19 protein-coding genes and 1 tRNA gene are annotated in these 20805 nt (G+C 59.4%); 8 read left to right on the forward strand and 12 right to left on the reverse strand.

Going from position 1 to position 20805, the window contains the following annotated elements; translation table 11 throughout:
* Positions 1-349: 349 nt before the first annotated feature.
* The 11 genes from lon to argJ form a co-directional block, all read right to left on the reverse strand.
* A complete protein-coding gene (gene lon / locus K8W16_RS01395; RefSeq protein WP_304120506.1) occupies positions 350-2785 on the reverse strand; it encodes an endopeptidase La in 2436 nt (811 codons plus the stop codon).
* A 188-nt stretch (positions 2786-2973) separates the two neighbouring features.
* Positions 2974-4275: an ATP-dependent Clp protease ATP-binding subunit ClpX gene (gene clpX / locus K8W16_RS01400; protein ID WP_304120508.1), complete on the reverse strand. Its 1302-nt coding sequence runs from the start codon at positions 4273-4275 to the stop codon at positions 2974-2976.
* Positions 4272-4883 (reverse strand): ATP-dependent Clp endopeptidase proteolytic subunit ClpP, encoded by a 612-nt coding sequence (gene clpP / locus K8W16_RS01405; RefSeq protein ID WP_304120510.1) that lies wholly within the window; start codon positions 4881-4883, stop codon positions 4272-4274. The genes clpX and clpP overlap by 4 nt, the downstream gene beginning before the upstream one ends.
* Positions 4884-5066: 183 nt before the next feature.
* Entirely contained in the window at positions 5067-6380 is a 1314-nt protein-coding gene (gene tig, locus K8W16_RS01410; protein ID WP_304120512.1) for a trigger factor, read from the reverse strand.
* 65 nt (positions 6381-6445) lie between these two features.
* Positions 6446-6530: transfer RNA gene (locus K8W16_RS01415), tRNA-Leu, on the reverse strand.
* A gap of 238 nt (positions 6531-6768) precedes the next feature.
* Positions 6769-7131, reverse strand: coding sequence for a DVU0772 family protein (locus tag K8W16_RS01420; protein WP_304120514.1), 363 nt, complete (start codon positions 7129-7131; stop codon positions 6769-6771).
* Positions 7132-7404: 273 nt separating this feature from the next.
* On the reverse strand, positions 7405-8280 hold the full coding sequence (dapA, locus tag K8W16_RS01425) for a 4-hydroxy-tetrahydrodipicolinate synthase (protein WP_304120515.1): 876 nt from the start codon (positions 8278-8280) through the stop codon (positions 7405-7407).
* A gap of 61 nt (positions 8281-8341) precedes the next feature.
* Positions 8342-9178, reverse strand: coding sequence for a diaminopimelate epimerase (dapF, locus tag K8W16_RS01430; protein WP_304120517.1), 837 nt, complete (start codon positions 9176-9178; stop codon positions 8342-8344).
* A gap of 169 nt (positions 9179-9347) precedes the next feature.
* On the reverse strand, positions 9348-10346 hold the full coding sequence (locus tag K8W16_RS01435) for a bifunctional oligoribonuclease/PAP phosphatase NrnA (protein ID WP_304120519.1): 999 nt from the start codon (positions 10344-10346) through the stop codon (positions 9348-9350).
* A complete protein-coding gene (locus K8W16_RS01440; protein ID WP_294445729.1) occupies positions 10336-10626 on the reverse strand; it encodes a DUF503 domain-containing protein in 291 nt (96 codons plus the stop codon). The genes K8W16_RS01435 and K8W16_RS01440 overlap by 11 nt, the downstream gene beginning before the upstream one ends.
* Positions 10627-10639: 13 nt before the next feature.
* Positions 10640-11848, reverse strand: coding sequence for a bifunctional glutamate N-acetyltransferase/amino-acid acetyltransferase ArgJ (argJ, locus tag K8W16_RS01445; RefSeq protein WP_304120521.1), 1209 nt, complete (start codon positions 11846-11848; stop codon positions 10640-10642).
* A 208-nt stretch (positions 11849-12056) separates the two neighbouring features.
* On the opposite strand from argJ, the gene lepB reads away from it, so the two are divergent.
* From lepB to lpxC, 7 genes are all read left to right on the forward strand, one after another.
* Complete coding sequence (gene lepB / locus K8W16_RS01450; RefSeq protein ID WP_304120523.1) at positions 12057-12671, forward strand: signal peptidase I; 615 nt, start codon at positions 12057-12059, stop codon at positions 12669-12671.
* Positions 12672-12769: 98 nt separating this feature from the next.
* Positions 12770-13375, forward strand: a complete 606-nt coding sequence (recR, locus tag K8W16_RS01455) for a recombination mediator RecR (protein ID WP_304120524.1) — start codon at positions 12770-12772, stop codon at positions 13373-13375.
* 119 nt (positions 13376-13494) lie between these two features.
* The gene (locus K8W16_RS01460; RefSeq protein ID WP_294555044.1) at positions 13495-13701 is read left to right on the forward strand and encodes a dual CXXC motif small (seleno)protein; all 207 of its coding nucleotides are present in this window, start codon (positions 13495-13497) and stop codon (positions 13699-13701) included.
* Between the two features lie 38 nt (positions 13702-13739).
* Positions 13740-15839 carry an LTA synthase family protein gene (locus tag K8W16_RS01465; protein WP_304120526.1) on the forward strand — a complete coding sequence of 700 codons (2100 nt, stop codon included), beginning with the start codon at positions 13740-13742 and terminating at the stop codon, positions 15837-15839.
* Complete coding sequence (gene rnhA, locus K8W16_RS01470; protein ID WP_304120527.1) at positions 15836-16318, forward strand: ribonuclease HI; 483 nt, start codon at positions 15836-15838, stop codon at positions 16316-16318. Before K8W16_RS01465 ends, rnhA begins: the two co-directional genes overlap by 4 nt.
* A gap of 433 nt (positions 16319-16751) precedes the next feature.
* Positions 16752-17606, forward strand: coding sequence for a peptide chain release factor N(5)-glutamine methyltransferase (prmC, locus tag K8W16_RS01475; RefSeq protein WP_304120530.1), 855 nt, complete (start codon positions 16752-16754; stop codon positions 17604-17606).
* Positions 17607-17666: 60 nt separating this feature from the next.
* Positions 17667-18518: a UDP-3-O-acyl-N-acetylglucosamine deacetylase gene (lpxC, locus tag K8W16_RS01480; RefSeq protein WP_304120532.1), complete on the forward strand. Its 852-nt coding sequence runs from the start codon at positions 17667-17669 to the stop codon at positions 18516-18518.
* 153 nt (positions 18519-18671) lie between these two features.
* Here lpxC and K8W16_RS01485 read toward each other — a convergent pair whose 3' ends face one another.
* Positions 18672-19157 carry a ferritin gene (locus K8W16_RS01485; protein ID WP_304120533.1) on the reverse strand — a complete coding sequence of 162 codons (486 nt, stop codon included), beginning with the start codon at positions 19155-19157 and terminating at the stop codon, positions 18672-18674.
* Between the two features lie 436 nt (positions 19158-19593).
* On the opposite strand from K8W16_RS01485, the gene K8W16_RS01490 reads away from it, so the two are divergent.
* Positions 19594-20778, forward strand: a complete 1185-nt coding sequence (locus K8W16_RS01490) for an MFS transporter (RefSeq protein WP_304120534.1) — start codon at positions 19594-19596, stop codon at positions 20776-20778.
* The last annotated feature ends 27 nt before the right edge of the window (positions 20779-20805 follow it).

The raw sequence follows: 20805 nt of genomic DNA on the forward strand, positions 1-20805 counted from the left end.
AAAAAAGATGGTTATAATTCCCCATGCTTGTACCTTGGGAACGAGAAGTTCTTCAGAAGAATACGTTTGAGAAAATTTTCCTTATGGTATCGACGTAGTATTGCGATTTCTTTTCAGGAAGGTCTGAAGTGTATTTGCTGCGGGCGAAAGCTCCTGCCTGAGGAAGCCAATCCCGTATTGAGGGATAATTTTCCCGATCCGAGGTGTTTTCGGAACAGGGGAACTGTCCGTACCCGACGAAGGCAAGAGAAGGTGTCTCCGCGCTGCATTCTTTTTATGATACCTGCTTTAACCAGCAAAGCCCGCCGGAGATCGACGGGCTTTGCTGGTTGAGGAAAAACGGCGGGCTCTACAGCACGGCGCCGCCGAGATCCTGGCCGAGGCTGCGGGATGCCCGCAGGGAATGGGTCAGGGCATGGGAGTCTTCGCCGGAGAAAATTTCCTCCCGGGGGGCGAGGAGCGCGAAAGGCAGTACCTCGTCCGCGTCGCGCACGAAGCGTATGCCCAGGGACTGAAGAATTTCCTCGGGCACTTCCTTGAGGTCCTTTTCATTGTCGGCGGGCACGAGCACGGTTTTCATGCCCGCGCGGGCGGCGGCGAGCAGTTTTTCCCGAAGCCCGCCAATGGCGAGCACACGGCCGCGCAGGGTGATTTCACCGGTCATGCACACGTCGTCGCGCACGGGGATGCCGAGCAGGGCGGAAGAGAGCGCCGTGGCCAGGGTGATGCCTGCGGAAGGGCCGTCCTTGGGCACGGCCCCTTCGGGCACATGCACATGGATATCAATGTCCTTGTAGAAATCGGGACGCAGGCCGAGCAGGCTGGAGCGGGAACGGATGTAGGAAAAGGCCGCGTGGGCGGATTCCTTCATGACGTCGCCGAGCTTGCCGGTGACCTGTATCTTGCCGTTGCCGGGCATGACTACGGTTTCGATGTACAGGATATCACCCCCTGCGCCGGTATAGGCGAGTCCTGCGGCCACACCTGCCTGCGGGTGGTTCTCCTTTTCGTCGTAGCGATATTTCTTTACGCCGAGGAAGTCTTCCAAATCTTGTTCATCAATGGGCACGCAAAGTGAGGTATCCCCCGCGTCCACAAGGCGTATGGCCGTCTTGCGACACAGCGCGGCAATCTGCCGCTCCAGGTTGCGTACGCCCGATTCGCGGGTGTAAGAGCGGATAATCTCAAGAAGCGCTCCGTCGGAGAGTTTCATGTTTTCCGCCTTGAGCCCGTGCAGCTTCCACTGTCGGGGAAGCAGGAAATCCCGAGCGATGTGCACTTTTTCCCCTTCCAGGTAGCTGGAAAGTTCCAGTACCTCCATGCGGTCGAGAAGAGGTGCGGGGATGTTCTGCATGGAGTTGGCCGTGGTGATGAAGAAGACCTGAGAGAGGTCGTAATCCATGTCGAGGTAATGGTCGTTGAAGGCACAGTTCTGTTCCGGATCCAGCACTTCCAGCAGAGCGGAGGCAGGATCGCCCCTGAAATCCACCGTCATCTTGTCGATTTCATCGAGACAGAAGAGGGGATTGTTGGACTTTGCGCGTTTCATGGCCATGATGATCTTGCCGGGCAGGGCGCCGATGTAGGTGCGTCTGTGGCCGCGTATTTCCGCCTCATCGCGCACGCCGCCCAGGGAAATGCGCACGAACTCGCGGCCCGTGGCCTCGGCGATGGATTTTGCAAGAGAGGTCTTGCCTACGCCGGGAGGCCCCACGAGGCAGAGTATGGGGCCCTTGAGGGAACCGGAAAGTTTCTGTACCGCAAGGTATTCCAGAATACGCGTCTTGGCCTTTTCCAGTCCGAAATGCCCGCCGTCGAGTACGGAACGCGCTTTGGCAAGGTCTATATCCACGGGCTTGAGCTCATTCCAGGGCAGGTCGATGATCCAGTCCACATAGTTTCTGGCCACCACATATTCCGAGGAAGCGGGAGGCATCTGTCGGAGTTTGCGTACTTCGCGCAGGGCGCGCTCGCGGGCCTCTTCGGGCATGTTTTTAGCCTTGAGCTTTTCCTCAAGCTCCACGATCTCGGCCTGCATGTCATCGTGGCCGAGCTCCTTGTTTATGGCCTTGATCTGCTCGGTGAGGTAGTACTCCTTCTGATTCTGCTCCATCTGAGCCTTGACGCGGTTTTTGATGGTCTTATCCACGCCGGAGGCGATGAGTTCGCCCCCCAGGTATTCATACACCTGGCGCAGGCGTTTGCCCTGATCCAGCGTTTCCAGAATGGCCTGCTTGTGCAGGTAGTCTACCCTGAGGCATGGAGCCACAGCGTCGGCCAGGATCCCCGGATCGTCGAGAAGGGCGAAGGCGGCAAGCTGCTCAGGCGTGATGCGGCGGTTCTGGCGACAGGCTTCGGAAAGAGAATCCTGGAGCGCCTCCAACACGGCGGGAAGCTCGGCGTCCTCTTCCATGGTTTCCTCCACGCGCACGGTGCGAAGGCGCGGGAAGGCCCTGTCGCCGAAGGCTGAGCTTGCGTTCAGAGGCAGCCACGAGGCGCGGTACAGCCCTTCGCAGACCAGCTTGATGGTATTGTCCTGAAGGCGGTCGGCACGCAGCACTCGGCTGACCACCCCTATCTGGAAGAGGTCGGAAAGTCCGGGACGTTCAATGGCGGCGCTGGTCTGTGCCACCAGAAATATCTGCTTGTCGTATTCGGTGACGGCGCTGTTGATGGCGCTCACCGAAGCCGAACGACCGACATGGAACGTCATGACGGCATGAGGGAACATCACCACTTCACGCAGGGTAATGATGGGCAATTCCAGCGGAGTCTGTTCAGCCATAAAGAACCTCAATATTCCCGGTATGCGATTGCGTCCCTGCCGTCGGAAAGGCCGAGGGGCAGGAACGCAATCGCCGGGGCCGGGGAAGCTCCCCGGGAAAAACTTTTCCACCCTGTGGAGCTTAGCTCCGCAGGCGGCAGGCATGTTCAGGGCCCTCGTCTCCTGGCGGGAAGGGAGAGCCTGCAAAACTATGCATTGCGCGTCAGGATGGGTTTGTCCCCGCTTTCAATGACGCTCCGGGTGATGATGCACTCCGTCACATCCTTGAGAGTGGGAAGTTCGTACATGATGTCGAGCATCACGTTTTCCAGCACATTGCGCAGGCCGCGCGCGCCCGTTTTGTTTTCCAATGCCTTTTCAGCCACGGCGCGTAGGGCTTCGTCTTCAAAACGCAACGTCACGCCGTCCAGCTCAAAGAGCTTCTGGTACTGCTTGACCAGGGCATTCTTCGGCTCCGTCATGACGCGCAGAAGGTCGTCCACACTGAGCTCTTCCACATGGGTGATGACCGGGATACGTCCGATGAATTCGGGGATAAGTCCGAACTGCACGAGATCGGTGGGGACTACCTGATCGAGAAGTTCTCCTAGGCGGTGTTCGCTCTTTTTCTCGATATGCGCCCCGAACCCCATGCTGGAGCCGCGCGAACGCGATTCCACCAGCTTTTCCAGCCCGATGAACGCACCGCCCATGATGAACAGGATGTTCGAGGTATCCATGCGGATGAACTCCTGCTGCGGGTGCTTGCGTCCTCCCTTGGGCGGAATATTGGCCACCGTACCTTCGATGATTTTTAAAAGAGCCTGCTGCACGCCTTCGCCGGACACGTCGCGGGTGATGGACGGGCCGTCGGCCTTGCGGGAAATCTTGTCGATTTCGTCGATATAGATAATGCCCTTGCAGGCGGCGTCAAGGTCGTAGTCGGCGTTCTGGAGAAGCTGTACGAGGATATTTTCCACGTCTTCGCCCACATAACCGGCTTCGGTGAGCGTGGTGGCGTCGGCAATGGCGAAGGGCACCTTGAGCACGCGGGCGAGGGTGCGGGCAAGCAGTGTCTTGCCGCTGCCAGAGGGACCGAGAAGAAGAATATTGCTCTTCTCAAGCTCCACACCTTCTATGGCTCCGGCATGGAACACGCGCTTGTAGTGGTTGTGTACGGCCACGGAAAGAATTTTTTTGGCGCGTTCCTGACCTATGACGTAATCGTCGAGTCTGGCTTTGATCTGCTGCGGCGTGAGCAGGCCCTCGGGCTCTTCAATGCCCTGCCCGGATATATCCTGAAGGCGGTCGCCGAGATCCCGGGGGGAAGGCGGAGTGTTCCTCGCCTCGGAAGTATTCCTCTCCAGGTTGTCCTGCTCAGCTATGATTTCGGAGCAGGCGGCCACACATTCATCGCAGATGCATACCTTGCCCTGCGTGACGAAGTGGCGCACTTCAGAGCTGCTCTTCCCGCAGAAGGAGCAGCGCATTTCCTTCTGTTCGTCGCTCATGCCTGCTGCCCTGCCTTGTCCGCCACGTCGCGGCGGGAGGAGAGAATGCGGTCGATGATGCCGAACTTGAGAGCTTCCTCGGCCGACATGAAGTTGTCGCGCTCGGTAGCCGCGGCAATACGGGAGATGGAGTTGCCGGTGTTTTCCGCAAGAATGCGGTTCAGGTTTTTCTTGAGGCGCAGGCCTTCGCGTACATGAATGTCCATGTCCGTGATCTGACCCTGCACGCCGGCGGAGGGCTGGTGTATCATGATGCGGCTGTTGGGCAGGCTGTAGCGCATGCCCTTCGCGCCGCCCGCCAGAAGGAAGGCTCCCATGCTGGCGGCCTGTCCTATACACAGCGTGGCCACGGGAGGAGCGATGAACTGCATGGTGTCGTAAATGGCCATGCCCGCCGTGACCGACCCGCCGGGGCTGTTGATGTACAGGCTTATTTCTTTTTCTGGATCCTGCGATTCCAGAAAAAGCAACTGGGCACAGATGAGCGAGGCCGTGGCGTCGCTGACCTCGTCGCAGAGAAGAACGATGCGGTCCTTGAGCAGACGGGAGTAAATATCGTACGAGCGTTCTCCGCGTCCGGTGGATTCAATGACAAAGGGGATAGTCATGTAAAGGCTCCTTGGAGCGTTTTCATGGAGTCGTCGGTCTCCCGAGCCCCGGTACAGGGAAAACGCGCTGTTGCGCCGTGCGCGGAAGAGTCCGGCATGGCGGGATCCGGCAGGATGCAGAGGCACGCCGCCTTAAGAAAGGAATTCCCCGGCCGCTGGGCCGGGGAAGCTTTTTCTGATCCGTTATTCGGCCTTGGCTTCGGCGGGAGCGACTTTCTGGGCCTTGTCGAACATGAGGTTCATGGCCTTGCCGTTCAACATGCGGTCCTGAATGTCGTTGACGGCGCCGTTCTGATAGAGGGCTTCGCGCAGCTTGCGGAAGTCCTGCTTGTATTCGCGGGCCATTTGCATGATCTGCATGTCCACTTCCTGCGCGGAAACTTCGAGCTTTTCACGGCGGGCGAGGGCGGTGAGGAACACCTGCACGCGGGCGCGTTCTTCGCCGCGGGTGCGGATTTCGCCTTCCATGTTCTTGATGCTGTCGTCGATGGCGGCCTTGTCCAGACCCTGCTGGCCGAGATAGTCGCGTATTTCGTTTTCGTATTCAACCTGCTGATTCTTGACCACGGCTTCGGGCAGGGGGAAATCCTGGCCTTCCAGCACGGAAGCGATGAGCTTCTGCTCGGCAGCGCTGCGGGCGGCGGAAATCTTGTTGTGGCTGGCCTGGTCGGCAAGCATCTTCTTCAGCGGAGCCAGATCCGAGAAGCCCAGCTTCTTGGCGTAGTCATCATCGAGTTCGGGCAGAATCTCGCGGCTGATCTTGTTGAGCTTCACGGTGAGGTTCACCGTCTTGCCGCGCAGGCTTTCGTCGATGTGGTCTTCGGGGCAGACCATGGTGCCGGTGCCTTCTTCGCCCGCATGCAGGCCGCGGATGATCTTGTCAAGCTCGGAGAGCTCCTTGCCTTCGGCGGGTTCGGAAAGCTGGATACTGTAGTTTTCCACCTTCATGCCGGGCACGCTCTTGCCGTCCACTTCGCCGTCCACGTCGATGGTGACAATGTCGCCGTTTTCAGGCAGGCGGACTTCCTTCACTTCTTCCAGAGAGGCTGTGCTCTTCAGAAGGCGCTTCGTGAAGGCGTCGATTTCTTCTTCCGTGGCTTCGGAGGAATCCATTTCCACGCTGAGGGCGGAAAGGTCTTCGGGGAGACGGATACCGTCGGGCAGGGTTTCAAAGGAGAAGGAGAAGGAGAAGTCCTTGCCGCGGACGATCTGATCTCCGTTGTAGTCCAGGCGGGAGAGAGGCTTGAGATCTTCTTCCTTCAGGATATCGGCCACGCGGCGTTCCACCAGTGTCTCGGAGGCGCGGGAAAGCACTTCCCCGGCAAAACGCTTTTCAATGACGGAAACGGGAGCCTTGCCCTTGCGGAAGCCGGGCAGCGTGACGGAAGCGCCCACTTCACGGGCGGCGGCGTTGAGAGCGGCATTGACCTCCTCGGCCGGGACGGTCACGCTGATTTTGCGGGAAACAGGGGAAACGACTTCGATGCTGTGAGCCATAGCGGTAAAACTCCTTATAAATGATCTGCCCGGCCTTGCCGGAAGGCAGAGGAATGGCGCAAAAATGGTGCGAGAGGAGAGGCTTGAACTCTCAAGGATTGCTCCGCTGGATCCTAAATCCAGTGCGTATGCCAGTTTCGCCACTCTCGCACGAAAGAGCCATGTATACTGCAAGGCGAAGAATTTAACACAGCTTTGCGCCGGAAGCAAGAGCCGCTTCCCACGCCCGGCGTTGCGCCAGGGGCGTTTTTATGCCGTTTTCCCGGAAGGGTGCGGCCCTTTCGCCCCGCGGGGAGGGCCGGGAGGCGGAATTGCCCCCTGGTGGAAAGGCCCGCCCGGCGCGTGCGTGCACCAGGCGGGCCTTTCCGGCGGAGAGATGAGGGAGATATTATGCGGCGTAAAGTTTTTCCCGCAGCCAGTCCTTCATGGGGTCGGAAGGCATAAATACGCCCTTCAGCGAACCGAATTCCTTGTGGAAGTTGTTTTCCAGTTCCTTGGGCAGGGGGGATACCCACAGGTCTTCCGTAGCTTCAGAATTGCGCATCACAAGGCGCAGCGTGGGGCGATCGGTCCAGTTGTCGAGCACGAAGTAGTGGGCGAAGTCGTCCTTGGAGCGGACGGGAGGATGCTCGGCCCTCCAGTCGTTGTTGCCCCACTCCAGGTAAAGAGTCACGGCATCGGCGGGGTCGAGGTTCCATTCTATGGGCAGGCGGCTGAAAGCCTTGAGCTGTTCGGTGGTATTGTACTGCATGGTCAACTCCTGATAGAGGGAGAAAACTCGGAAGCGGCGGACATTCGTGCTTCCTGAAGCATTGTTGTTGAAAACAATATGAGCATGGATTGATCTCTTGTCAAGAATAATTCCTGATAAGAAAAAATTTTTCAGCATTTTTGGGGTAGGACACGGCAGAAAGATGTGCGGAACCGGGGCGGGGATTTTCCGCTGAAGGCACAAAAAGGGCGCTCCCCACCGGGGAGCGCCCTTTTTGCGGACGGAACCGTTACCCGGCGCGGGGCCGGAAATTTAGATTCTGCCGTAGGAAGCGAGAACTTCGCGCAGAAGCTTCACGGTGCTTTCAGAGGGCTGGCAGAGAGGCAGGCGTACATCGGGGCTCATGCGGCCCATGAGGGAGAGAGCCGTCTTGCAGGGAATGGGATTGCTTTCCGCGAACATGGCGCGGTTCATGGGTTCCAGGGCGAAGTGCAGGCGGCGTGCTTCTTCGTAATCGCCGCGTTCGCAGGCGGCGGTGAGGGCACTCATCATGTCCGGCAGCACGTTGGCCGTGACGGATATGACGCCCTTGCCGCCCACTGCGTAGGTGGGCAGGACGGTGAAATCGTCGCCGGAAAGCAGGATGTAATCTTCAGGGCACTGTTCAAGGATGTTGGAAACCTGCACCAGGTTGGCGGTGGCTTCCTTGCAGCCTATGACATGTTCCAGTTCGCGGGCCATACGGGCCTGCGTGGCGGGCAGCACGTTGGAGCCGGTGCGACCGGGCACGTTGTATACGAACATGGGCAGGGACACTTCGTCGTTGATAGCCTTGAAGTGCTGGTAGATGCCTTCCTGCGTGGGCTTGTTGTAGTAGGGGGAAATGAGCAGGGCGGCGTCGGCACCGGCATTCTTGGCAAAGCGGGTGAGGCTGATGGCCTCTGCGGTATTATTGGAGCCGGAGCCGGCGATGACGGGCACGCGACCCTTCACCTGATCAATGCAGATGCGTATGGCGGATTCGTGTTCCGCATGGCTCATGGTGGCGGATTCGCCGGTGGTGCCGCAGGGCACCACGCCGTTTACGCCCTGTTCAAGCTGCCATTCGATGTGGGCGCGGTAGGCTTCTTCGTCGATGGTGCCGTTCTTGAACGGGGTAAGCAGTGCAGTTATCGTTCCGTGAAACATACTTTTCTCCGAGCGGGATAGATGGATGAAGAAAATTTCCAGACGACTGGGCCCCGGACGGTCAGAATTTCAAAAGGCTGAACAGGGAAGGGTCGAGGACGCCTGTAAAGACGCGGGCCACGGCGCCGGACAGGAAGACGGAACCGTCCACAAGTTCAATGCCCAAGAGTTCCTTTCCTGAAGTAGTGACATTGACGCTGCAATCCGTCAAGCCAAGTGCATGAGCGATACAAGTGGAAGCCGCCGCTCCTGTGCCGCAGGCCAGAGTTTCCCCTTCCACGCCGCGTTCATAGGTTCGCACATGGAGGGAACCCCTGCCGGTGACGGTGACGAAGTTCACGTTTGTTCCCTTCGGGGCGAAGTGCTCATGATAGCGGAACAGACGCCCGAGATGTTCCACGTCTACCCTGTCGCAGTCCTCGCAAAGGAGGACGGCATGGGGTACGCCAGTATTGACGAAATGGACATCATAGGTTTTGCCCTCCACTTCGAGGGGAGTGTGCAGCGCCATGCCTTGCGGGCGCGTGAGCTCCACGCGGGCGCGCATGTGCTCTACGTCCACACTGGCATGGATGATGCCTGCGTCCGTGCCGAAGCACAGTGTTCTGCCGGCGAGGCCGAGATCCACGGCCAGCCAGGAGGCGCACCGCGAGGCGTTGCCGCACATTTCCGCGCGGGAACCGTCCGCGTTGTAGAAATGCCAGATGAAGTCGCCTTTCCGTCCTTCGGGTGTACGGTCGAGAAAGAGCAGGCCGTCGGCGCCTATGCCTGTTTTACGGTGGCACAGCGTTTTTGTCCATGACGCCATTTCCGGCACGCTCACCTTCGCTTCTCTGTTGTCGATGAAGATGAAGTCGTTGCCGCAGCCGTGCATTTTGTGAAAATGAATGTCTTTCATGGCTGTTCCCGGGCTTGTGACGCGATCCGGGCCTTTGTATCGCGGTTTGATCTTGAAGCGTATGCCGGTGCAGGCCCGTGTGGGAGGGAACCGGCACGCTGCGGGAGCCTCTGCGCCGAGCGCGGGCAGGCCGTGCCTTTGCAGGCACGGCATCCGCAGTATCGGAGGCCTATTTCACCCGGTTCCACACGAACCGGATATAAGGTTGCATGACGGTGAGGGCCTTTTCGGCGTCGAGCGGGAGCGTGGCGCCGGCAGCGTTGCGGTGTCCGCCGCCGCCGAACTGGGCAGCCACGTCGCGCACATTGTCCTTGCCGGAGGAACGCAGGCTGGCCTTGGTCTGGACTTTGCCGTCCTTTTCTTCCTCACGCAGCATAAGAGCCACGCGAACCCCGCGGAGACGACGCAGCTGCTCCACGAAGCCTTCGGTATCGTCGCGGGTTGCGTTGCATTCGCGCAGGGTGTCGCGGGTGATGAGGGAAACGGCGAGTCGGCCTTCTTCGAGAATGAGGGCGTCCTGCATGAGGCGGCCCCACAGGCGGAGCCGCGTTTCGCTCCAGTTGTTTTCCATTTTTTCGCGCAGGAGGGATATGTCCAGCCCTTCTTCCACCATCTCCGCCACCATGCGCAGCGCCCCGGCAGTAGTATTGCCGTAGCTGAAATTGCCCGTGTCGGCGGATATGGCTACATACAAAGCTTCGGCCAGCGCCCCGTGCAGGGTGGAGCGCAGGGCCTTCGCTATCATGGCTATCATTTCTCCTGTGGCGGCCATGCCCGGATCCACCCAGTTGGCCTCGGTACCGAAGAGCGGGTTGGCAAGATGATGGTCGATATTCACGCTGGGTACGCGGTCGAGCAGGGGTTGCAATACCTCGCCGAGGCGCGCCCTGTCCCCGCAGTCAAGGCAGGCCACAAGGTCGGGTTCGCAGGGCAGGCTTTCCAGGCTGGAGAGCACCGGTCCGGGAAGGGTAAGGAAGCGCAGGCGTTCGGGCAGGCCGTCTTCATTGAAGACCAGCGCGTCTGCGCCGATGGAGCGCAACGCCCAGGCCAGAGCCAGGCAGGAGCCCATGGCGTCCGGGTCGGGGTTCGTGTGGGCCGCGATGAGCACCCGTTGATGCTTCCTGAGTGCGGAGAGCAGTTCTTCAGGAACGGAAGGTTCAGTCATCATAGAAAAACTCAAGGTCGCTGTAGACCATTTCTTCTTCGCATACGGCTTCCATCATGAGCAGGCATTTGTCCATGCGCGACTGCATGTGCCTTTCGCTGTTGCTCACGGAAACCACCTGAAGCCGGAGCCTCACCAGGGATTCCTCGGTGCCGGCTTCGGCAATGGCCACATTGAAGGTGTTGCGCACCTTCTGTTTCAGGCTGTTGGCCACGCGGCGTTTCCCCTTGAGGGAATCGTTGCCGTGCAGCGCGTATTCCACGGTGAGAACGCCTATGACCATGCCGTGCCGCCTTTCAGGAGCGATAGTCGGAATTGAGGGAAACGTAGCCGTGGGACAGGTCGGAAGCGAGCAGGCGGGATTCGCCCGGGCCATTGCCTAGGGACACTTCCAGGGGAAGATCAACAGCCTTGAGCGGTTCTTCCAGAAGAGCGTCGAAGTCAAGGTCGGTGGGGCGCCCGTCGCGGAAAAGTTCCACGCCGCAGAGCGTCACGCGGAGGGCCATGGGGTCGAAAGCCACGCCCGCGCGGCCGGCGGCGGCCACAATGCGGCCCCAGTTGGGGTCGCGCCCGAACATGGCAGTCTTCACAAGCTGCGAATGGCCTATGGTGCGGGCCACTTTTTCCGCATCCGCGTCGCAGGAAGCGCCCGTGACATGGATGTGCATTACCTTCGTCGCCCCTTCACCGTCCTTCACCAGCATGTAGGCCAGCTCTCCCAGCACCTCGGTGAGGGAGGCTTCCAGAAGGGGAATTTCCTCCGGCTCGACGGCTACGCCGGAAGCACCGTTTGCAAGGCCGTAGAGGGAGTCGTTGGTGGAAGTGTCGCCGTCCACGCTCACGCGGTTGAAGGTGGCGTCGGCCGCGCGGCGGAACATGGCGCGCCAGGCGGAAGGTTCCACCTTCGCGTCGCACATGACGAGGGAAAGCATGGTGGCCATGTTGGGGCAGATCATGCCGGCCCCCTTGGCGACACCGGCAAGCAGTACGGTGCCGCCTTTAAGGGTGAGGGAGCGGTCTGCCATTTTGGGGAAGGCGTCGGTAGTCATCATGGCACGGGCAAGGCCTTCCAGGTCCACATGTCCCAGGGAAGCCACCAGGGCGGGCACGGCGGCGGCCCATTTGTCCATGGGCATCTGCGCGCCGATAACGCCCGTGGAGGCGGGCAGCAGGCTTTCGGGAGATACCTTTTCTCCGGCTTTGCCGAGTTCTTCGCTCACCATGTCGAGGGTGCGCAGGCAGTTTTCCCTACCCTGTTCGCCGGTGCAGGCGTTGGCCTGGCCGGAATTGAACAGCACGCCGCGCACTCCCGCTTCGCCGGAGGATGCGATATGTTCCTCCGAGACGAGCACAGGGGCGGCACGGAAAAGGTTGGTGGTGAACACACCGGCGGCGGTGGCGGGAATATCGCTGAAAACAAGGGAAAGGTCGTTGCGTTCAAGATGCTTGCCGCGGAAATCGGCGTTGGCCGCGCCGAGGCGGAAACCCTGGGGTATATGGCTCATGGAAAATTCTCCGTTTCCTTTGGAATGAGCCTTCAATCTGCCACACTTGCCGGGGCCGCGCAAGGGCGCGAGAGGGTGAGTGCTGTGTTACCTGTGGAAAAAACAGCGGAAAATGCCGCCTTGCGCGTCCTTTCGGGCCGTGCTACTCTCCGCTCGTTCCTCCTTTTCCTGTACCTTCAACCGCGGCCTTTGCGCCATGCCTGTCGATATGTCTGAATATTCAAGCAAAAAAGGCAGTTCCATCATCCGCGACTATGGCGAAGCTCTGCTCACGGCGGTGATTCTGGCCGTCATCATCCGCACCTTTGTTCTTCAGGCCTACACCATTCCCTCGGGGTCCATGCTTCAGACCGTACAGATCGGCGATTATGTGCTCGTCAACAAGTTCGTATACGGGGTGAAGATACCTTTTACCGACAAGTATCTCTTCCGGGGAAGCGACCCGCAGATCGGGGATATCATCGTGTTCAAGTATCCCAAGGACCCGGATACCGACTTCATCAAGCGCGTGGTGGGTCTGCCCGGCGATGTGGTGGAAATGCGCAACAAGCAGTTCTACAGGAACGGCGAACCGGTGAAGGAAGATTATATTCAGCAGCTTTACCCCAACGTCATCGGCAGGCTCGACAATGTGGGCCCCTTCACCGTGCCGGAAGACAGTTATTTCGTCATGGGAGACAACCGCGACAACTCCGACGACTCCCGCGACTGGGGTGCCGTACCCCGTTCCTATATTCACGGCAAGGCCTGGCGCATCTACTGGTCGTGGGACGCCAATACCCATACCCCGCGCTTCAGCCGCCTGGGAAAGCTCGTTCAGTAGGGACTTTTTGCCCGCCTCTTTTTCCCGTCACGGCGGTTTTTCCGCTGTGGCGGGGCACTTTTTCCCTTCAGGGAAGTTTTTTGAAAAAGGAAATATCCGTGCAGCGCATTCCTGAACCGTTGAAAAATCTTGTGGATCAGCTCGCCCGTCTGCCCGGCTTCGGGCCCAAGTCAGCCATGCGCGCCGCCATGACGCTGCTCAAATGGCCTGAGGCCGAAGTGCGCAGGCTGGGCAAGGGGGTGTATGAACTGCGCGACACGCTGCATCTTTGCAGCCGTTGCGGCGGCCTTTCGGATTCCGACCCCTGTCCCATCTGTGCGGATAAGGAGCGCGACGAAAGCGAGCTCTGCCTTGTGGCTGAATGGGACAGTATGCTTACCATGGAGGAAGGCAACTTCTACCGGGGGTATTATATGATCCTGGGAGGACTTCTTGCCCCGCTGGATCACAGCCCTGCGGACATGCTGGACATGGAGCGCCTGCGTTCCCGCCTTGCCGAAGGCAGGGTAAAGGAGCTCATCCTTGCCCTGGGGGCCACGGCGGAAGCCGAGGCCACGGCCACCTTTGTCAAAGATCAGGTGAATGCGTGTTTTCCCGAAGTGCGCGTCACCCGTCTCGCCCAGGGTATACCTCTGGGAGCGGAGGTGAAGTATATGGACAGGGAAACCTTGCGCCAGTCCCTGCGCTATCGTCAGGCATTGTAGGGAACTCTGCCTTTTCCGTCTGTTTCGGAGTGTGAGGGCAAAGGTCCATGCCCTTTAGGGCCGTATCAGCCTGCTCTGAACTTTTTGAACTGTACAAGACCATTATTTACGGAGTCGTCATGGCTTTTTATTTTGCTCCTCGTGAAGCGAGAACTACTCTTTCGTGCCCGGAATGTGGAGCGCCGCTGGATATACGCCGCACATGTCATGAGGCGTATATGCAGTGCTCCTCCTGCCGCCGAACCTTTAAGCTCAATCAGTTCATCAGCCGTATGGATGATGTGATGGAAGAATTCCTCGAACGGCTGTACGCGGACCGCGTGTAGACTTCCTGTCCGAGGCCCCCTCCCCCCAAGGAGCAATTATGAGTTTCCGTCGTCATGTTTTTGCAGCGTTCCAGCCCATGGTGGATATCGCCCTGTTCATTCTGGCGAACACGGTGCTGTTTTTTGCCGCGAGGCTGGCGCTTTTATACTTTCTTCTGCCCGATATCACTGAAAGAGGGCATATTCCGCATGCACTGTACATAGGGCTCAAGTTCGATGCCCGCATGGCCGTGTTCATGACTCTTCCCCTGGCCTTCTGTCTGCTCTGGCCGAAGCTTGAGCGTGCCGTCTCGCGCGAGGGTTCTTCCACGGCCCGCCGCGTGCTTTGCCTCGTCACGGGGATCATGGCCGCCGGGGCCATGCTGATCCACATTTTTGATTTCGGTTTCTTTTTCTACCTGCACCAGCATATCGACATGGGGGCCAAGGTCTTTCTGGAAGATCCTTCGGAATCCGTGCGCATGGTGTGGCAGAGCTACCCGGTACTGCTCATCGCTGCGGCCTTCGCCGCCTGCGTCGCGCTGTATGTGTGGCTTTTTTCGGCCTTTCTGCGCACTCACGTTCCTTTCCCCATCCGCCCGAAAAAAGGCGGAGACGGGTGCAGCCGCAAATGGCGCGCCCTTATCACGGTTTCCTCCCTCGTCATGCTTTTTGTCGTGGGCTACGGGCAGATAAGCTCGAATTTCTTCCCCCTGCGCTGGAGCAACGCATACTTCAGTTCCGACAAGAACATCGCGCTTCTGGCCGTGAACCCCATCCAGAACCTCTTTGACACCCGCAACTTCGGCAAGGCCATTCCCCCGAATGAGAAGGCCACGCGGGAGGCCTGGCCGCGCATGGCTGCATACCTGCGTGTGCCGGAAGGGGAGCCTCCGCTGACCTATCTGCGGCATTTCCCCGGCAGGGAGATGGAGAAGCGCCCCAATATCGTCGTCATCATCATGGAGTCGCTCTGCTGGGAGCGTACCTCCCTCGCTCCTTCCATGCCTGCTTCCCTGGGAAAGGACATAGACCCCACGCCCTTCCTCAAAGAGCTTGCGGCAAAGAGTCTCTACTTCCCCAATTTCTACGCGCCCACGCGCACCACGGCCCGCGCCGTGTTCACCACCATAAGCGGCGTGCCGGACGTGAACCATTCCGGCGGCACCACGTCGCGCAATCCCCGGCTCGTGGATCAGTCTACCGTGTTCAACGAGTTCAAGGGCTACGAAAAATACTACATGATCGGCGGCAACGCCAACTGGGCCAATATCCGGGGCATGCTCCAGCACAATGTGGAGGATCTGCATCTTCTGGAGGAATCGGCCTGGGAGGCCCCCAACACCGACGTGTGGGGAGTGTCCGATATCGCCATGTTCCGTGAGGCCGTGGGGGTGCTCGACCAGAGTCCCAAGCCCTTCATCGCCGTGATACAGTCCGCCTCCTTCCATCGTCCCTACACCATACCGGACGACAACGAGGGCTATGTTTCCCCACCCGACCCTTCGCCGGAAGCCCTTGCCTGGTACGGTTATGAGAGCGCCGAGGAATACCGCTCCCTGCATCTTTCCGACCATGCCCTGCGCCGCTTCTTTGAGAAGGCCTCAAAGGAACCCTGGTTCAACGACACGGTGTTCGCCGTTTTCGGCGACCACGGCCTGAACAACAATTCCACCAACATCACGCCTGCCGTGCGTTCCTGCAACCTTCAGGCCTGGCACATTCCGCTTCTCATCTACGCCCCCGGCGGCCAGGTAGCCCCGGGCGTGAACGAGGCCCCGCATGTGCAGCCGGACGTTCTGCCCACCATGGCTTCCCTTGCCGGGCTGGACTACTACACCAATACCCTGGGCCGCAACCTGCTCGACCCGGAAAACGACAGGGACGCCGTGGCCTTCATCAGCGACAGCGACCATACCCGCTATCTTCTGGAAGACGGCTATGTGTATGCCATACGTCCCCGGGGAGATGCCCTGTATCTTCTGAATGAGCACACGGCGGACAACAATCCCCGCGACCTCAGGCAGGAAGAGCCGGAGCGGGCGGCGGCCATGCGCCAGAAGCTCATGGATTTCTACTATACGTCCCAGTACCTCCTGCATAACAACGGCAAGGACCATATCCGGGCCGCGCGCCTTGCCGCCGGGGAACGGGAGTGAGCATGAAAACGGTGACCATCCATACCGACGGCTCCTGCCTCGGCAATCCCGGGCCGGGAGGCTGGGCGGCGGTGCTTTCCTGTGAGGGAGCGCAGGGGACGGCGCGCCGGGAAATGAGCGGCGGCTTTGCCCGTACCACGAACAACCGTATGGAGATACTGGCCGTACTGGAGGCTCTCGGCGCGCTGAAGGAGCCGTGCATCGTGGAGCTTTATACCGATTCGCAGTATGTCTCCAAGGCCATACGGGAACATTGGCTGGACAACTGGCAGCGCAACAACTGGCTTACGTCGGCGAAAAAGCCGGTGAAGAACCAGGATATGTGGAAGCGCATGCCGGAGCTTCTGGCAAGGCATGAAGTGCATTTCCACTGGCTCAAGGGGCACGCGGGCCACAAGGAAAACGAGCGCTGCGACGAGCTTGCCCGCCGGGAGGCCTCCCGCCGGGATCTTCCTGAAGATACGGGCTTTACGCAGTAGGCCTGCGCCCTGAACGGGAAGGATTGATGCGGGTGTGCTGTCGTTTCTGTTCTCCTCCGGTCTTTGACGGCCGGGGGAGATTTTTTGCGTCCGCGCCGTGGGCCCGCGTGTTCTGGGCTGAGGAGTGCCCGGGGAAAAAATGACGCAAAGGCGGAAAATGCGGAAAGGACAAGGGCAGGTCTTCTTGTACTGAACACGTTCCTGTGCTAGATTCGGCGCATGAATGCTTTGTGTCTGCGGATAAAGGAAGAATTTCTGCCGGGAGCGGCGAGTCCATACGGTCTGCATGACGTGGCGCTGGCGGCACATGCGTTCCGTATGGAGGAGAAGAGGATGTACTTCGTGCCCTTAAAGCATTTTTTTGAGGGAAGAGTCCTCCTGCCGGAGGGAGCACTTCGTAGTGCTGCAGTCGCGGGGCATGCCGGGAGAGGGCATGAACAGGCGTGAATGGAAAATGCGGGCGACGGCGCGCCTTGCCGGCACGGAATCCCCGGCCCTTGTGGCGGGGATACTCCTGTGCCATGTGCTCGGCATAGACAAGGTCGCGCTTGTGGCCCATGCGGAAGAAGAGATTCCGCCGCAGGATGAAGCTGTCCTTGAGGCCCTGCTTGCCCGTCGCCTTGCCGGGGAGCCTGTGGCCTATCTTCTCGGCACAAGGGAGTTTTACGGCCGGGATTTTCTGGTGAACCGCCACACGCTGATCCCCAGGCCGGAAACGGAACATCTGGTGGAGGAGGCGCTGCGTTTTTTTGCCGGCAGGGAAGAGATCCGCTTTCTCGACCTCGGCACGGGCAGCGGCTGCATTGCCGTGACGCTCGCTTCGGAGCGGCCTTTGTGGCGCGGCGCGGCCGTGGACGTTTCCCCCGGAGCCCTGGAGGCGGCGAAAGCCAACGCCGCGCGCCACGGCACGGCGGGGCGCGTGGATTTTCTGCAGGCCGACTTTACTCTTCCTCTGCCTTTTGAGGGGCGAAGCTTCGACCTTGTGGTCAGCAATCCCCCGTATGTGAGCGAAGAGGAATACGCCGCGCTGGATGCGGGCGTAAGGAATTTTGAACCGCGTTCCGCGCTGGTTCCCGGGCCTCAGGGTCTGGAGCATCCCCGCGCGGTGGAAGCGGCGGCACGCGCCCTGCTGAAGGAAGGCGGCCTGTTGCTCATGGAGCACGGCTGTCTTCAGGGCGAAGCGTGCCGGGCGTTGTGCCCGGACGCATACTGGACGGATGTGCGCACGGGGCGCGACCTCGCAGGGAAGGACCGCTTCCTTTTCGCGGTGAGGCGCCTTTGCGTATAAGCCCCCGGAAGGCCCGGGGAGGCCCGGCGGGCTGTTCCGCCGCGGCTACAGGAGTTGTTTATGCCGCAGATCACTCTTGGCAAGGCTGTCGGCTGCAAGGGTGTTTCCCTCCATTCAGGCCGTGAGGTCAGCATGGAGTTTCGGCCCGCGCCGGAGAATTCGGGCATTGTTTTTCATATCCATGCCGAAGACGGCGTGCATCTGCTTTCTCCGCGCCCTGAAGCGGTGAGCACGACGGAACTTGCCACCACCATCAGCGACGGGCAGGCCCGCGTTTCCACCATTGAGCATGTACTTGCGGCACTCTCCGGCCTTGGCGTGGACAATGTGGAAGTGCACGTCGAGGGAGGGGAAGTGCCCATTCTCGACGGCTCGGCGAAAGAGGTGGTGGAGGCGCTCCGTATCGCGGGATTTTCAGAGCAGTCCGCGCCGCGCCGCATAGCCCGCATCACACGGGAATGTTCTCTGGAAAAGGACGGTAAAGCCATTATCGCGCGGCCTTTCGACGGCTTTCATGTGGATTACACCATACGCTTCCCGCACCCCGTCATCGGGGAACAGCGTTTTGCGCTGGAGGTCACGCCTGAAACTTTTGCCCGGGAAATCGCACCGGCGCGCACCTTCGGCTTTCTGAAGGAAGTGGAATACCTGCACAGCAAGGGGCTTGCCCGCGGAGGCTCGCTGGACAACGTGATCGTCGTGGGAGATGAGGGCGTGCTGAACAAGGAAGGCCTGCGCTTCCCTGATGAATTCGTGCGCCACAAGCTCCTGGATTTCATCGGCGACATGGCCATGCTGGGCAGGCCGCTTCTGGGGTCCTTCACGGTGTCCTGCTCCGGCCACGGGCACAACAACGCCTTTCTGCGTATGCTGGTACAGGAGAAAGGCCTGCTGGAATACGGCGAAGCCTAGGCCGCGGGCCGGAGCGCTTTTTGCGGGGCATCGACTTCGCGAAGGGAGTTTTGCCTCTACGCGGTAAAAAGCGGAGCCCGCCCGGCGGGCAAAGACAATGGAAAAAAGGGGGGAGGGCTCGGCCCTCCCCTTTGTTGTGGCTTTCCACACCTGTCATGCGCGGGATTTCAGTTCCGCGTTCAGCAGGTACAGGCCCCGGGCGTCGCCGCCGCAAAGATCGAAACGGGCGATGAGGTCGCCTGCGCTTTTTTCCTCTTCTCCCTGCTCCCCGATGAACCATTCCAAAAACTGGCAGGTGCGGAAGTCTTCGCTGTCTCGGGCCTGCTTGTAGAGGCTGTGGATCAGCGAAGTAATGTACTGCTCATGCCTGAGTGCGGCGGCCAGAGGCTCCCGCTCGCCCGCAAAGTGCGCCGAAGGCGCGTCGATGGGGCCGAAATTCATTTTTACATCGTTGTCCAGAAGGTATTTCAGGAATTTCATGGCATGATTTTTTTCTTCCTCCGCCTGCATTTCGAAGAATCGGCCGAAGCCGTCCAGTTTCCTTGCATGATAATGGCTGGCAATAGCCAGGTAGAAATAGGCTGAGAACAGCTCCCTGTTGACCTGTTCCCTGAGAAGCTCCTGTACCTGTGCGTTCATGGCTCATGCTCCTTGAAATAAGGTGACGGCACGGCAAGCCCGCATATATACATAGCGCCATTTCCTTTTCTGGCACGGCATGGGGAAAAGAAAACAGGACGCCGGCGCATGAGTCCCCGACGGTGGGAAGGGCCGGGAAAAAGCATTGTCCCGGAAAGACCGGGGCGGTATATACTGCGGGGAAGATGCGCAGTCCGGCATACACAGTATGTCCTCGGAAGATCTTTCGGCTAACGTGTTGCCGGGGGCCAGGATTCCCGTTCCATGGATGCATTTTTTCCCTCCCTTTGACGCGACGCCGGATAAGGCATACACCTGAACCTTCAGTGCAGAATAATCGGTAACTTTTATCCGGGTGAGGAACGGCGCGGCGCGGCCGGGATTTTGGCGGAATATCGTCTGCTGCCGTTTTTTCCCATGGTTCCAAAGGTGAGATATGGCGCTGTTCTCAGGGCTTCCCGCATCGAAAAAACACGTTCTTCTTTTCATGGCCATGCTCAATTTCGGCTCCACCGTAGCCATGCAGGGCTGGACCATGCTGTACAACAACTTCGTGGTCAACTGTGCAGGCCTCAGCCCTGCCGAGAGCGGGCTTGTGCAGGGCCTGCGCGAGATACCGGGCCTCCTGGGCGTCACCCTTATTTTCTTCCTCTTTTTCATGAAGGAGCATAAGCTGGCTGCGCTTTCCGTTATGGCCGCGGGGCTCGGCACCATGCTCACCGGCATGTTTCCTTCCTTCGTGCCCATCATCTTCACCAGCATGCTCATGTCCTTCGGATTCCATTATTTCGAGGCCATGAATAATTCCCTGGCAATCCAGCATTTCGACCTCAGGCAGACGCCTATCGTCATGGGGCGTCTGCGCGGCCTGGTGGCCGGCGGAAGCCTTATGATCTCCATATTCATGTTTCTGTTTTCCGACAGGCTGAGCTTTGTCTGGCTGTTCTTCGTGCCCGGGGCCGTGGGTCTTCTGCTCGGCTTTTTCGGCCTGGTGCATCCCCTTATGGGGAGCAATGCTCCCAGGCAGCGGAAAAGGATACTGCCTCAGAAACGCTACTGGCTTTTTTATATCCTGAATTTTCTCATGGGCGGCCGCCGCATCGTGTTTTCCGTATTCGCCGTCTTTCTCATGGTGGAACAGTTCGGCTTTTCCGTGCGCAGCGTATCGCTCCTGTTCATGTTCAACTATACGGTGAACTGGCTGTTCAACCCCATGGTGGGGAAGATCATCAACAGGCTGGGCGAACGCCGCCTCATGACTATTGAATATATCTCGGCCTTCGTCATTTTCATGGGCTACGCCCTGACAAAAAGCGAATACCTCATCGTGCTTTTGTATGTGTTCGACAGCCTCACCTTCAACTTCTCCATCGCCGTGCGCACCTTCTTCCAGAAAATAGCCTTTCCTGAAGACGCCGCGCCCAATATGGCCATAGCCCAGACCATCAACCATATTCCCGCCGTGACGATTCCTGCCATTGGCGGCTGGATGTGGTTGAGCTGGGGGTATCAGTCCGTGTTTTTCTTCGGCGCGGGGATCACGGTCATGTCCCTTCTTCTTGCGCAGCTGGTGGACAGGGAAATCCGCATGAAGAGTACGCAGCGCGGCGAGGCGGCCTGAAAAAGGTGCGCGGGCGCGATTTCGCAT

Origin of the sequence: Mailhella massiliensis (assembly GCF_020741395.1) — a bacterium.
In the GTDB taxonomy this organism is placed as follows: domain Bacteria; phylum Desulfobacterota; class Desulfovibrionia; order Desulfovibrionales; family Desulfovibrionaceae; genus Mailhella; species Mailhella massiliensis_A.